The organism is Pseudomonas sp. 11/12A, from assembly GCF_000800055.1.
In the GTDB taxonomy this organism is placed as follows: Bacteria; Pseudomonadota; Gammaproteobacteria; order Pseudomonadales; family Pseudomonadaceae; genus Aquipseudomonas; species Aquipseudomonas mohnii.
In genome coordinates this window covers 4,730,957-4,744,753 of sequence record NZ_JUGV01000001.1, presented here as the reverse complement: position 1 = coordinate 4,744,753, position 13,797 = coordinate 4,730,957, and the positions used below count along the sequence as shown (strand labels likewise).

General features: G+C 62.7%; 11 protein-coding genes. 3 read left to right on the top strand and 8 right to left on the bottom strand.

The window, feature by feature from the left end; genetic code table 11:
- Positions 1-281: 281 nt before the first annotated feature.
- Together GQ39_RS21835 and GQ39_RS21830 are read right to left on the bottom strand one after the other, a co-directional pair.
- A complete protein-coding gene (locus tag GQ39_RS21835; protein WP_047533906.1) occupies positions 282-1,484 on the bottom strand; it encodes an MFS transporter in 1,203 nt (400 codons plus the stop codon).
- Between the two features lie 183 nt (positions 1,485-1,667).
- Positions 1,668-5,972: an Lhr family helicase gene (locus tag GQ39_RS21830; protein WP_047533904.1), complete on the bottom strand. Its 4,305-nt coding sequence runs from the start codon at positions 5,970-5,972 to the stop codon at positions 1,668-1,670.
- Positions 5,973-6,279: 307 nt separating this feature from the next.
- On the opposite strand from GQ39_RS21830, the gene GQ39_RS21820 reads away from it, so the two are divergent.
- Both GQ39_RS21820 and GQ39_RS21815 read left to right on the top strand, forming a co-directional pair.
- The gene (locus GQ39_RS21820; RefSeq protein WP_047533900.1) at positions 6,280-7,164 is read left to right on the top strand and encodes a sugar nucleotide-binding protein; all 885 of its coding nucleotides are present in this window, start codon (positions 6,280-6,282) and stop codon (positions 7,162-7,164) included.
- A complete protein-coding gene (locus tag GQ39_RS21815) occupies positions 7,157-8,086 on the top strand; it encodes an NAD-dependent epimerase/dehydratase family protein (RefSeq protein ID WP_047533898.1) in 930 nt (309 codons plus the stop codon). The genes GQ39_RS21820 and GQ39_RS21815 overlap by 8 nt, the downstream gene beginning before the upstream one ends.
- Before the next feature lie 140 nt (positions 8,087-8,226).
- On the opposite strand, the gene GQ39_RS21810 is transcribed toward GQ39_RS21815, so the two are convergent.
- The 5 genes from GQ39_RS21810 to GQ39_RS21790 all read right to left on the bottom strand — a co-directional run bounded on the left by GQ39_RS21810 (position 8,227) and on the right by GQ39_RS21790 (position 12,324).
- Positions 8,227-8,925, bottom strand: a complete 699-nt coding sequence (locus GQ39_RS21810; protein WP_047533897.1) for an OmpW/AlkL family protein — start codon at positions 8,923-8,925, stop codon at positions 8,227-8,229.
- A gap of 177 nt (positions 8,926-9,102) precedes the next feature.
- Positions 9,103-9,621, bottom strand: a complete 519-nt coding sequence (locus tag GQ39_RS21805) for a DUF3299 domain-containing protein (RefSeq protein WP_047533895.1) — start codon at positions 9,619-9,621, stop codon at positions 9,103-9,105.
- Positions 9,622-9,632: 11 nt separating this feature from the next.
- A complete protein-coding gene (locus GQ39_RS21800) occupies positions 9,633-10,898 on the bottom strand; it encodes an ABC transporter permease (protein WP_047533894.1) in 1,266 nt (421 codons plus the stop codon).
- A 1-nt stretch (position 10,899) separates the two neighbouring features.
- Entirely contained in the window at positions 10,900-11,610 is a 711-nt protein-coding gene (locus tag GQ39_RS21795) for an ABC transporter ATP-binding protein (RefSeq protein WP_047533892.1), read from the bottom strand.
- Positions 11,611-11,739: 129 nt separating this feature from the next.
- Positions 11,740-12,324 carry a DUF2796 domain-containing protein gene (locus GQ39_RS21790; RefSeq protein WP_047533890.1) on the bottom strand — a complete coding sequence of 195 codons (585 nt, stop codon included), beginning with the start codon at positions 12,322-12,324 and terminating at the stop codon, positions 11,740-11,742.
- 136 nt (positions 12,325-12,460) lie between these two features.
- Here GQ39_RS21790 and GQ39_RS21785 point away from each other — a divergent pair, with 136 nt between their 5' ends.
- Positions 12,461-12,799, top strand: coding sequence for a hypothetical protein (locus GQ39_RS21785; protein WP_047533888.1), 339 nt, complete (start codon positions 12,461-12,463; stop codon positions 12,797-12,799).
- 104 nt (positions 12,800-12,903) lie between these two features.
- On the opposite strand, the gene trxA is transcribed toward GQ39_RS21785, so the two are convergent.
- The gene (gene trxA / locus GQ39_RS21780; protein ID WP_047533887.1) at positions 12,904-13,776 is read right to left on the bottom strand and encodes a thioredoxin; all 873 of its coding nucleotides are present in this window, start codon (positions 13,774-13,776) and stop codon (positions 12,904-12,906) included.
- Positions 13,777-13,797 lie beyond the last annotated feature (21 nt).

The following is a 13,797-nucleotide window of genomic DNA, read 5'->3' as shown; positions in this document are numbered from 1 at the left end:
ATCGCCAGCAGGCTGGCTCCTACAGGTATTACGTGACCGGCGCGGTCCTCTGTGGGAGCTGGCTTGCCAGCGATGGTCGTCAACGATAACGCATGTGGTCTGGATGAATGCGGCGCACTGGAGACCATCGCCAGCAGGCTGGCTCCTACAGGTATTGCGTGACCGGCGCGGTCCTCTGTGGGAGCTGGCTTGCCAGCGATGGTCGTCAACGATAACGCGTGTGTTCTGGATAGACGCGGCGTACTGGAGACCATCGCCAGCAGGCTGGCTCCTACAGGGGATCAGTGACCAACGACGATACGGGTTGAACCTTCGGCGTACGCAGGGCCGAGGCGATCGAGACGGCCGCTCCACGCGGTCAGCGCCAGTGCCACCAACACCACCAGGCCGCCAATCCACGCCGTATGAATCAGCCCCATATGCGCGACAATTAGGCCACCACCCCAGGCACCGCCGGCGATGCCGAGGTTGAACGCGGCAATGTTCAGGCCGGAAGCCACGTCCACCGCATGTGGCGTGTGATGTTCGGCCTGGCGCACCACATACACCTGCAACCCCGGCACATTACCGAACGCCACGGCCCCCCAGACCAGCACGGTGGCCAGCGCCAGCCATGGATTGCCGGCCGTGAAGGTCAGCACGAACAGCACGGCGGCGAGCAGGCTGAAGATGATTTTCAGGGCGCTGATCGGACCGCGTTTGTCCGCCAGTTTGCCGCCCCAGATGTTGCCCACGGCCACCGAGATGCCGTAGACCAGCAGCACCAGGCTGACGGTGCTGGCGCTGAAGCCGGAAATGTCCTGAAGGATCGGTGCCAGGAAGGTGAACGCAATGAACGAACCGCCGTAGCCAACCGCCGTCATGGCGTACACCAGCAACAACCGTGGCTGCTTGAGCACCTGCAATTGCTGCAACAGCGACGCGGGTTTGCTGTGGGCGATGTTTTTCGGCACGTACAGCAGGCTGCCGATGAACGCGATGACGCCCAGCGCCGACACGGCGAGAAAGGTTTCACGCCAGCCGAAATGCTGGCCGATGAAGGTGCCCAACGGCACGCCAGTCACCAGCGCCACGGTCAGTCCTGTGAACATGATGGCAATCGCGCTGGCGGCTTTTTCCTTGGGCACCAGGCTGGTGGCGATAGTCGAGCCGATGGAGAAAAACACCCCGTGGGCCAGGCCGGTGACGATCCGCGCAATGATCAGCGATTCATAGCTCGGGGCCTTCCAGGCCAGCAGGTTGCCGAGGGTGAACAGCACCATCAGCGACAACAGCAGCATTTTGCGGGGGACTTTGCCGGTGAGGGCGGTCAGCACGGGGGCGCCGACCGCGACGCCCAGCGCATACAGGCTGACCAGAAGGCCGGCGGACGGCAGGCTGACACCCAGGTCGGCGCCGATGGTGGGTAACAGGCCAACGATGACGAATTCGGTCGTCCCGATGGCGAATGCGCTGAGGGTCAGCGCGAGCAAGGCAATGGGCATGGCTGCAACTCCGGTGGGTTGATTCGATGGAGCGCAGTGTCGAGGTTTGGGGTGTGCGGAAAAATACAGGGATGAGCATTTGATATTTGCGTGCAGATCAAATATTGCCGCGACAATCGAAAACCTGCGGCGAGGGAGCTTGCACCGGGCGGCGTTCCGACGATGAGGCCAGCCCAGGCAGCACTAATGCCGGATCAGCTTGCCGTGCACTTCAGCCATGGCCTGTTGATCCAGCTCAAGCCAGAAATGCGGTTGGCCGGCGATCTCGGCAGCGGCCGGCAAACCGTCGCGGTACACCAGCCGATTGCTTGCCAGTGCCGGTACTTTGGGGCCGGGCAGCAGGGTGCCGGCGAGGTTCAAGGGATCGACGCCGCACACCGCGATCAAGCTGCCGTCATGGGGCCGGCGCCGAACTTCGCGCAACAGCGCAATCGCCTCGGGCAGGGCGAATTGCTCGCCCGCCAGGCCACTGACAAAGCGTCCACCGCGAATCTCGCCCCGCGCCTCCAGTCGATGGAAGGTGCGCAGCAATTCTCGCCAGCTCGGCAACCAATCGGCCTCGCGCTCCAGCAAACGCCAGAACACCACGCCATAGCGACGCAGCAGGGTCATGGCGATGTGTTCCAGGGTCTCGGCAGGCGTGGCCGCGGGTTGTTTGTTATCGACAACCGGCGCGACAGCCCCGCGCCGTAACAGTGCCCAACGTCCGGCATCGTCCATACCCCCGACAAACGCGCCGCGCCCGCGACGGCTGCTGCGATTCAGGCGTTTGCTGGCCGGAGTGATCAGCGCCCGCAGTCCGGCGAAGCTGTCGGCGTTTACCCGTCCGGCGCCCACCAGTTCCTGCAAGGCAATTTCCAACTCCGAGCGCAGCAGGTGGGCCTCGTGAATCAACTCATCGAAAAACAGCGCGCCGTGCTGGCTGAGTGCGGCATGGACCTTTTGCGTTTTCGGCGACAGTTCGCTGATCGGCGTTTGCTCGGTCAAGTCGCTCCAAAGCCCGACCCGATTGCGCGGCAGTAACAGAATCGGCGTACTGCGCAGCGCAGTGCCGGCGCTTTTGTTGCGCGCGGTGAGTCGGGTCCAGACCAGTTTGCCACTGCGGCACAGGTCATCCAGCCAACCTGGCGCATAGTCCTTGAGGCGTGCTGGCAGCAGGTCGCTGTCCCAGGCCGATGCGGCGCCGGGGTAGCCCTCGAACTGCGCGATGATCGTCGGCAACACCGCACTGCCCTGGCCCTGAGTGGCGCTGGACACGTGCTGCCAGTCGAACAGAAACCGCATGAAATCCTGCAACGCCACCGGCTCGATTTCCCGGCGCAGGCGCTTGACCGTGTAGCGATGAATCCGTGCCAGCAAATGACGCTCGCACCATTGTTCTTCGGTCGCACCCGGCGTGAAGCGGCCGCGCAGCACATAACCTTCGCGTTCCAGTTGCGCCAGTGCCTGGGCGACCTGAGTCGCGGGCAAGCCGAGCGGATCGGCAATCGCCTTCAACGGTAACGGGCCAAAAGCACTGAGCCGGGCGCGGATGACTTCAAGCACCGCATCGTCCGCGTTCCAGGCTTCATCGAATCCCGGCAGCGCCTCCCGTGCCGGCAGTACATCAGCCTGTGGGTAAATCGCCCGCAGACAGGTCAGCCGTTCCCGTGCCAGCCACAGCGACGAGTCGAGGCGGCAGGCGCGGCCGCTGTCGGCCAGGGTGTTGAGCCAGTCGAGCCAGTTCGGGTTGGCCTGGGCTTCGGCTTCGGTGATGCAGGCCAGGCTCATCAACGCCTCATGCATTTCATCGATGCCGTTGGGGGCAGGCCAGGCTTCTTCGCGCACGGCGGCAATCGCTTCGGCGTCCAGCGCGCCGAGGTCGTCGGTCGATTCCGGGTCGCTCCAGCGACGGTTGAGCACCGCTTGCGTGCGGCGTTCTTCCAGCGGCGCATCGTCGAGAAAGGTGTAGGGGCGGGCGCTGAGAATCTCCGCCGCCAATGGCGAGGGCGCCGGCAGGTCGCGACTGATCAGCCGGACCTCGCCGCGCTCCATGCGCCGCAACAGCGCGAGCCAGCCTTCGCTGTCCATGGCTTCGTGCAGGCAATCGTCGAGGGTTTGTTCCACCAACGGATGGTCGGGAATGTCCCGCTCGCCGACGAGGTTCTCCACGCAGGCGATCTGATCGGGAAACACGCTGGCGATCAGGTCTTCGCTCTTCATCCGCTGGATTTGCGGCGGGACTTTTCGCCCGCCGGAATAGCGTGGCAACGCCAGCGCCACCCCGGCATTCCAGCGCCAGCGCACGCCGAACAGCGGCGCATCGAGGACGGCTTGAATCAGCGTGTGCTCGGCGCTGTTACTGTGCAGGTAACGCCACACGTCATCCAGTTCAAAGCTGTGGCTGCTGGACAACGACAGCACGATGGCGTCTTCACTGGCGGCTGCTTGCAATTCGAAGTTGAAGGTGCGGCAGAAACGCTTGCGCAGGGCCAGGCCCCAGGCACGGTTGATGCGGCTGCCGAACGGTGTGTGGATGATCAGTTGCGTGCCACCGGACTCGTCGAAAAACCGTTCCATCAACAGTGTGTCTTGCGAGGGCAGGGCGCCGAAGGCCTGGCGGGCGCGGGCCAGGTATTCCACCAGTTGTTCGGCGCTGGCCAGGTTCAGGCCGAGGGTTTGCGTCAGCCAGTCGAGGCCGAGCTGCAAGTTGCCCGGCGTGGCACCCAGCAGTTCATCGAGTTGCGCTTGCAGGCGCGCGACGGCGAACGACAGTTCCGCGCTGCGCCCCGGTGCTTCGCCGAGCCAGAACGGTATGGTCGGCGGTTGACCCTGGGCATCCTCGACCCGGACCTTGCCGGTCTCGACCCGCAGGATCCGGTACGACGTGTTGCCCAGTTGAAAAACGTCGCCAGCGATGCTTTCCACCGCGAAGTCTTCGTTGACGCTGCCGATGTTCAACCCTTGTGGCTCCAGCAACACGCTGTAGTCGGCGTTGTCCGGAATGGTCCCGCCGCTGGTCACGGCCGTCAGCTTGGCGCCCCGGCGACCGCGCAGGCTGCGGGTCACCGCATCGCGGTGCAGGTAAGCGCTGCGGATGCCCTGGCGACCGTTGTAGCCCTCGGCGAGCATGCGCAGCAGCGCCTGGTAATGTTTTTCGTCGAGCCCGGCATAGGGCGAAGCTTGGCGGAACAGCGCCAATAGCGCGTCTTCCTGCCATTCCTGACAACTGACTTCGGCGATGATCTGCTGGGCCAGCACGTCCAGCGGGGCCTCGGGGATTTGCAGGGTATCGAGTTCGCCCCGGCGCACGCAGTCGAGCAGGGCGGCGCATTCGATCAGGTCGTCGCGGGTGGTGGCGAACAGGCGGCCCTTGGGGGTGCCGCCGACCTGGTGTCCGGAGCGACCGACCCGTTGCAAAAAAGCCGAAATCGAGCGCGGCGAGGCGATCTGGCAGACCAGGTCGACGTCGCCGATATCGATGCCCAACTCCAGCGACGCCGTGGCGATCAGCACTTGCAGTTCGCCGCGCTTGAGCCGTTGCTCGGCATCCAGGCGAAACTCCTTGGCCAGGCTGCCGTGGTGGGCGGCCACGGCGTTCTTACCCAGACGTTCGCTCAAGTGGCGGCTCAGGCGTTCGGCCAGGCGCCGGGTGTTGACGAAAATCAGCGTGGTCCGGTGTTCGCGGGCGAGGGCGGCGAGTCGGTCATACACCAATTCCCAGACATCGTTGGCCATCACCGCTGACAACGGCACCGGTGGTACTTCAATGTCCAGGTCCCGTGGGCGGGCGTGGCCGATGTCGATGATTTCGCACGGACGGGCGCGGCCCACCAGAAAACGTGACACCGCGTCGATGGGTTTTTGCGTGGCGGACAGACCGATGCGCACCAGTGGCTCGGCGCAGAGCGCTTGCAGGCGCTCGAGGCTCAGGGCGAGGTGGCTGCCGCGTTTGCTGGCGGCGATGGCATGGATTTCATCGACGATCACCGTGCGCGTGGTACCGAGCATTTGCCGGCCCGAATCGGAGCCGAGCAGCACGTAGAGCGATTCCGGGGTGGTGACCAGAATGTGCGGTGCCGTCTTGCGCATCGCCGAGCGCTCTTTTTGCGGGGTGTCGCCGGTGCGCACGGCCGTCGTGATCTGCAATTCGGGCAAGCCCAGCAGGCGCAATTGTTCGGTGATCCCGGCCAGCGGGTTTTGCAGGTTGATGCGGATGTCGTTGGACAGCGCCTTGAGCGGCGAGACGTAGACCACCAGGGTTTCGTCCGGCAGGCCTTCGGGCTGCTCCAGGCCACGGTGCACCAGGTCGTCGATCACGGCGAGAAACGCGGTGAGGGTCTTGCCGGAGCCTGTGGGGGCGGCGATCAGGGTCGAGCGACGCTGGCGGATCAACGGCCACGCCCGGGCCTGGGCGGCGGTTACCGTCGCGAAGGTCTTGCTGAACCAGGCGCTGACGGCGGGGTGGAAGCCGTTCAGGGCACTGTCTGCGGGGATGGGCAGGTTCATGTAACAAGTTATGCGGTTGGGGCGCGCAAGATGCAAGTACCGCTCAAGATCTTCGCTGAGTCTGAGGGCCCTATCGCGAGCAGGCTCGCTCCCACAGGGATCTGCTGTGTATTCCAATCCAATGGGGGAGCGAGCTTGCTCGCGATGGCGCAGGCGCAGGCAGCACAAATCCCGCACATCTACACTTTACGGATGACGGTTGCGCACTAAACCCGCAAAATGCAAGGATTCTGACTACTTTCAACGACAGCGCTCGCGAGCGCTGTCGACAAACCCTCGTTCCAATCAGACTGGGCCTGCTGACTCTATGCGAATGCGCCTTATGTTACTGGGCGGCGGAAATGCCCTTGGGCAGGCGCTGATTCGCCTCGGTGCGGAAGAAGACATCGGTTTCCTCGCCCCCCGCCCACCGCAAGACGGCTGGGATGCCGCGAGCCTGACGCAACTGCTCGACGACACCCGCCCGGACGCGTTGATCAACCTCGCCTACTACTTCGACTGGTTCCAGGCGGAGACGGTCAGCGAACAGCGTCTGGCCGGGCAGGAGCGGGCGATCGAGCGCCTGGCTGAACTGTGCCAGCACCACAACATCGTCCTGCTGCAACCTTCCAGCTATCGCGTGTTCGATGGCTCCCGGGCGACTGCCTACAGCGAAAAAGACGAGCCGGTGCCGTTGGGCCTGCGCGGTCAGGCGTTGTGGCGCATCGAGCAAAGTGTGCGCGCCACGTGCCCGCAACATGTGCTGTTGCGTTTCGGCTGGCTGCTCGATGACAGCCCCGACGGGACGCTGGGGCGTTTTCTCAGTCGCGCCGAACTGCCGGAAGAGTTGCTGATGGCCGACGATCGCCGGGGCAATCCGACCCCGGTGGATGACGCTGCCCGCGTGATCATCTCCGTACTCAAGCAACTGGACTGCGCAGCGCCGCTGTGGGGCACTTACCACTACGCCGGGCATGAAGCGACCACGCCGCTGGCCCTGGGCCAGGCGATCCTCACCGAGGCACGCGCCCTGCATCCGCTGGCCATCGAAGCGCCGACCGCCCAGGCTCACGCCGCGCGCCCGGACGCCGCTGAAGAACCGCAACACGCGGTATTGGCCTGCAAAAAAATTCTGCACACGTTCGGGATCAAGCCACGCGCTTGGCGTGCGGCCCTCCCGGGCTTACTCGACAGGTACTATCGCCATGGCTGACGGCCCCGTTTTAATCACCGGCGGTGCCGGTTTCATTGGTTCGCATCTCGCCGATGCCTTGCTCGCCAAGGGCCATTCGGTGCGGATACTCGATGACCTGTCGACCGGCAAGCGCAGCAACCTGCCGCTGGACAATCCCAAGGTCGAGTTGATCGTCGGTGACGTCGCCGATGCCGCACTGGTCGCGCGGGCGATGGCTGGTTGCAGCGCCGTGGCACACCTGGCGGCGGTGGCGTCGGTGCAAGCCTCGGTGGACGATCCGGTGAAAACGCACCAGAGCAATTTCATCGGCTCGCTCAATGTCTGCGAAGCCATGCGCCAGACGGGCGTCAAACGCGTGTTGTTCGCCTCCAGCGCGGCGGTGTATGGCAACAATGGCGAAGGTGAACCGATCGATGAAGACACGCCCAAGGCGCCGTTGACCCCTTACGCATCGGACAAATTGTCCAGCGAACATTACTTCGATTTCTATGGGCGCCAGCATGGGCTGGAACCGGTGATTTTCCGCTTCTTCAACATCTTCGGCCCACGTCAGGACCCGTCCTCGCCGTATTCCGGGGTGATCAGCATTTTCAGCGAGCGTGCGCAGAACGGCCTGCCGATCACGGTGTTTGGCGACGGCGAGCAGACACGCGATTTTGTCTACGTCGAGGATCTGGTCAGCCTGCTGGTGCAAGCCATCGAGAAACCGCAGGTGGACGTCGGCGCGGTCAACGTTGGCTGGAACGAGGCGACGAGCCTCAAGCAGATGCTGACGGCGCTCAAGCAAGTGATCGGTGAGTTGCCGCCGGTGAGCTACGGCCCGGCACGCTCCGGCGACATCCGTCATTCACGGGCGAACAACCGGCGCCTGCTGGAGCGCTTTACCCTCCCGCAACAGACGCCGTTGAGTGTCGGACTGGCGCGATTGTTGGGACGCTGAGATTCAGCGAGCACAAAAAAGGCGCCCCTGAGGGCGCCTTTTTTGTGGCCGGATTTCGCTTCTAAGGCGAGGTAATTCCTGTGGTGAGGGGGCAAGCCCCTTCACCACAAAAGCCAGGTTCACCACCACGTGAACATCCGTTAGAACTTGTAACCCAGACCTACCATGTAGATGAACGGGTCCACATCGACGTTGACGCGGGCACGGGTGCCCGGTGCCACGGCGTCGTTTTCCACGGTCGCGCGGGTATCGATGTCGATGTAGCGCAACTGGGCGTTGAGCATGATGTTGTCGGTGATCATGTAATCGGCACCGACCTGGAACGCCATGCCCCAGGAGTTACTCGCCTTGAAGTTGCTGAAGCCATTGGCCTGGGCCTGGCTGCTGACGTGTTCGTCGTAGATCCAGGTGTAGTTGATACCGGCGCCGACGTAAGGCTGGAATGCGGACTTCGCGTCCAGCGGGTAGTACACGACGCTCAGGGTCGGTGGCAGGTGTTTCAGCGAACCGAGTTTGCCGTTCGCTGCACCCAGGGCGGTGCCCTTGAGTTTGACGTCATGCTCGAACGGCGTGGCTGCGAGCAGCTCGATCCCCCAGTTGTTGGTGATCATGTAGGCAAAGTTGAGACCCAACTGTGTGTCGCTGTTCAGGGTCGCCTTGCCCCCCAGATTGGCACCCGCCAACGGACCCTGATCGACTTTGACGCTCGAGCTGTCGTCTTTCGGGTTCACGGTGATTGCACCGGCACGAAGGATGATGTCACCGGCTTCGTGAGCGTGTGCGAGCGGGGCGGCGAGCGCGAGGGAGACCAGCGCGACGCTGAGCAAGGACTTGTTCATGGGGGCTCCAGAGGACGTTAGAAATATTTGATGTCCAATGGTAAACAGCCGTTTGATTCGGTCTTTTGACTCAGCTCAATGAAAGTAGGGTGTGGGGAATTTTGTTGGCGATTTTGCGGGCCTCTTCGCGAGCTTGCTCGCGATGGCGGATGATCTGACAACGCAAAAAAAACGGGTTCACTCCGGCAATTCATAGATGTAAATCTTGTCCGCCTCCATCTGATACCCGGCATCGGCCAGTTCGCTGGTGGAGGGTTTGACCTGCATCGCACCTTCGATCCAATACGGCTGATACAGTTCGTCGAGCTTCACGCCGACTTCGCTTTTGACATGCACGATCTGGTTCGAGGGCGGCGGCGGAACGTGGATGCAGGCGCCGAAATATGGCACCAGCAGAAACTCCGTCGTACGCCCTTCTTCACTCACTTCCAGCGGCACGATGTAACCCGGCAGGCGAACGTTTTTCCCGTCAAGGGCCTTGACCACCGGCGCGTTGGGCATGTCCTGCCTGGCGGCGGGCGCGGATTCGGCGGACAGCGCGCTGCTCATCTGCGACATGTCGTGCAGTGGCGTCATGTTCGGCACTTCCGCCGGGGCGTCCGGCGGGATCATTTCCGACCAGGTCAGCTCTTTTGGCTCGGCCGCCCATAGGGGCAGGGCGACCAGCATCAACAGCGCAAGCAGAGCGCGGGGCATTTTCAACGTCCTCATAAACGGATCGACAGGCCATCGGCCAAGGATTGGCGATAAGCGCGCCAGGCCGGCACGCTGCCCATCAGCAGCGCGGCGATCAGAATGCCACCGAGCAGCGTCCATTCATATTCGCTTGGCCAGGTCAGCGGCAGAAACAGACCGTAATTGGCTTGCACGTAACCCTGGGCGGCGGCGATGCACACATACAGCAGCGCCACGCCGGCGACCACGCCGGACAATGCCAGGGCAAACGCCTCCAGCACCAGCAGCGTTGCGATGTGCCACGGCCGCGCGCCCACCGAACGCAGGATCGCCATCTCTCGGCGCCGCTCGTTGAGGCTGGTGAGAATGGCCGTGAGCATGCCGATCAGTCCGGTCAGCACAACGAACAGCGACACCACGAACAAGGCTTTTTCCGCCGTGCCCATCAAGCTCCACAATTCTTGCAGGGCCACTCCCGGCAGGATCGCCAGCATTGGTTCGCCGCGGAATTCATTGATTTCACGCTGCAGGGCAAAGGTCGAAATCTTGTTGTTGAGGCCAAGCATGAACGCGGTGATCGCTTGCGGCGTCAGGTCCATGTTGCGCGCCTGATCGGCGCTGACCCGACCTTCGCCCCTGGCCGGCACGCCGTTGTGCCAGTCGATGTGAATGGCTTCCATGCCGCCAAGACTGATGTGCAGCGTGCGGTCCACCGGGGTACCCGTGCGCTTGAGAATGCCGACCACGGTGAAGGGCTTGTCGTCGTGCTTGACCAGGCTGATCGCCGCGACACCGTGGGCCAAGACCAGTTTGTCGCCCAGTTTGTAGTGCAGTGCATCGGCCACTTCGGCTCCGAGCACCACTTCGAACGGATCGGTGGCGAAGGCGCGACCGTCGGCCAATTCCAGGTGTTGCTGGCGGCCGTACTGATAATGCTCGAAGTACGCTTCGGTGGTGCCCATCACCCGATAACCGCGGTGGGAGTCACCGAGGGACATCGGGATCGCCCACTTCACTTTCGGGTTGCTGGCGAAGTGTTCGAAGCTGTCCCAACGAATGTTGTTGGTGGCGTTGCCGATGCGGAACACCGAGTACAACAGCAAGTTTACCGAGCCGGAGCGTGCGCCGACGATCAGGTCGGTGCCGCTGATGGTGCTGGCGAAACTGGCCTTGGCCTCGGTGCGCACCCGCTCAACCGCCAACAACAGGCAGACCGACAGGGCAATGGCGAACGCAGTGAGGATCGCGGTGAAGCGGCGGTTAGCCAGGCTGGCCATGGCTAGACGAAACAAATACATCTCAGACCTCGGACGGGGTGGCGGCGCGATTGAGATCGGCCAGCGACAGGTGGCGATCGAACAGCGGCGCGAGGCTTTGATCATGGCTGACGAATAGCAGGCTCGATCCGGCTTCGCGGCATTCGGCGAACAGCAGGCGAATGAAGTTTTCGCGGGCGTCGTAATCCAGGGCAGAGGTCGGTTCGTCGGCGATCACCAGTTCCGGCTGGCCGATCAACGCCCGTGCGGCCGCCACTCTTTGCTGTTGGCCGATGGACAGCGAGTCGGCGCGGCGACTGAGGATGCTTTCATCTTTCAAACCCAAATGTGCAAGCAACGTGGCCGCTGCCTGATCGATGCTGCCATGACGCTGGATCGCCCGTCGGGCGCGCAACTTGGAGAAGCGGCAAGGCAGCTCGACGTTTTCGCGTACCGAGAGAAACGGCAGCAGGTTGAACTGCTGGAAGATGTAGCCGGTGTGATCGACGCGAAAGTGATCGCGGGCACCGGCCGAGAGTTCGGTCAGTTCCTGGCCGAGCAGGCGGATACTGCCACGATTCGGTTTCTGCACACCGCCGAGCAGGCCGAGCAGGGTGGTCTTGCCACTGCCGCTCGGGCCTTTGAGGAACAGGGTTTCCCCCGGCTCCAGGCGAAACGCCGGAATATCCAGCAACGGTGGGTGACCGGGCCAACTGAAGCCCAGGTCGGACAGTTCGATGAGTGCTTGGGTCATGTGAAACCGGTCTGGTTGGTGGTAAACCCTGTAGGAGCGAGCCTGCTCGCGATGGTGTGTCAGTCAACATCAACGTGGCTGACACTCCTTCGCGAGCAGGCTCGCTCCTACAGGTGATCTTCAGCTAATTCAGAATTTCAGGGCAGCCGCCTTCGCCGTCACCTCAACCCCTTGTTGCCCGCTCGGGCCGATCAGTTGTACCTGAATTTTCTGGGTGGCCGGGAACGTGTTGAAGATATTCGCCAGATCCAGAGTCTTCAGCGCACCGGGAGTGGCGCAGGTAAAACTGTAATGGGCGTGAATTTCGCTGTGGTCGTGGTGATGTTCGTCCTTGGCGTCTTCGTCGTGATCGTCATCAGCCTCTGGTTTGTCGCCGAACAGCGGGCTTTCCAGTTTCTGACTCGCCACTTCGCAACCGGCGGCTTTCGCCAGGGAGAACAGCGCCACGGGCTTCTCCAGTTGGGCGCGGACGGCAGCCACCTTGGCCTTGTCGGCATCGGTGGTGGCGGTGTGTTCGAAGCCCACCAGGTTCATCGCCGGGCTTTCCAGTTCCAGCTCCAGGGTCTGACCCTCCAGCACCGCGTTCAAGCGACCGACACCGTGTTCGTGGGCGCCGAGGCTACCGTGCTCATGGTCGTGGTCATGTTCGTCAGCCGAGTGGGCGACAGCCAGCGGCAGCAGGGCAAACGGCAAAGCGAGCAGCAGACGACGCATGGGTGACACTCCGGAAAGTAAAATGAAAAATATGTTATGTAATCTTATAACGTAAGTGCGGAGAGTTTGACTGGCTGCTTGGCGTTGCACAAGTCCCATGGGAGCATGACGCTTAGAAATAGGCGGGAGCAGACTCATGTTGCGAATTCGCGGGAGCATCGGCGATTGGCCGGTGGATTTGACGCTGGAGATGGATGACGCCGACTGGGCGCGGCTGGGGGCGCAGTTGACCGTGGAAAAAACCGGGGTCACTGCCGCGCCAGCCAAACCGCAGAATCAGGATGATGCGCTGTGGCAGATTGCCAGGGACCTGCTGCGCAAGGCAGGGCAGTTGAGTGGGCCGGATCTGCTGGAGCAACTGGAAGGGCTGACCGGCAATGCGTCGGCGGGCAAACGCCTGTTGGTGCGTTTGCGCCATAGCCCGGATGTGAAGGTGGAAAGTGGCGCGGATACGCCGATCTACCGCTGGTTGTAGGAGCGAGCTGGCTCGCGAAGGATATACGGGAGCCCTGGTTATACAGTTAGCCCGCGTTATGGTTGACGTCCATCGCGAGCAGGCTCGCTCCTACAAGGTCTTGCTTAGTAAAGGGCTGCAAACAACTTGCGACGGTAGGTGGTCACCAGCGGGTGATCGTTGCCGAGCAGTTCGAACACCTGTAGCAAAGTCTTGTGTGGCAAGCCTTCGCTGTAGCTGCGGTTGCGAATGAACAGCTTGAGCAGGCCATCCAGCGCCGCGTCGTATTGCTGGCGGGCCAGTTGCTGCACCGCCAGTTGATAGACCGCCTCATCGTCCTGCGGATTTTTTGCCAGGCGTGCCTTCAGCTCGGCGGCATCCGGCAAGTCCTTGGCCTGGCCGAGAAACTTGATCTGCGCCTTGGCGCCGGCCAATGCAGCCTTGTGTTCATCACTCTTGACCGCGTCGAGCACCGCTTGCGCCTCACTCAGTTCACCGCGTTCGGTGAGGCAGCGGGCATAGAGGATCAGCGCCTTGGCGTTGGTGTTGTCTTCGCCCAGCAGCACTTTGAGGATGGCTTCGGCGTCGGCGAAGCGGCTGTCCTCGAACAGCGCCTGGGCCTGGTCGAACGGATCGGCCGCCGCGGGCGGCGGCATTTGCACGTGAGGCTCGAGCATCGCCCGCACGGCTGATTCCGGCTGCGCCCCGGCAAACCCGTCGACGGGCTGACCATCCTTGAACAGCACCACGGTCGGCAGGCTGCGAATGCCGAAACGGGCGACGATGTCCTGTTCGATGTCGCAGTTGACCTTGGCCAGCAGCAACTCACCCTGATAACTCTCGGCAATGGTCTGCAGCATCGGCATCAGCACTTTGCACGGCGCACACCATTCGGCCCAGAAATCCACCAGCACCGGTTTGTGGAAAGAATTCTCGATCACCGACTGGTCGAAGTCGGCAGTCGTGGCGTCGAAGATGTACGGCGTTTCCTGGCTCATGGGGGATCTCGTAGAAGCGTG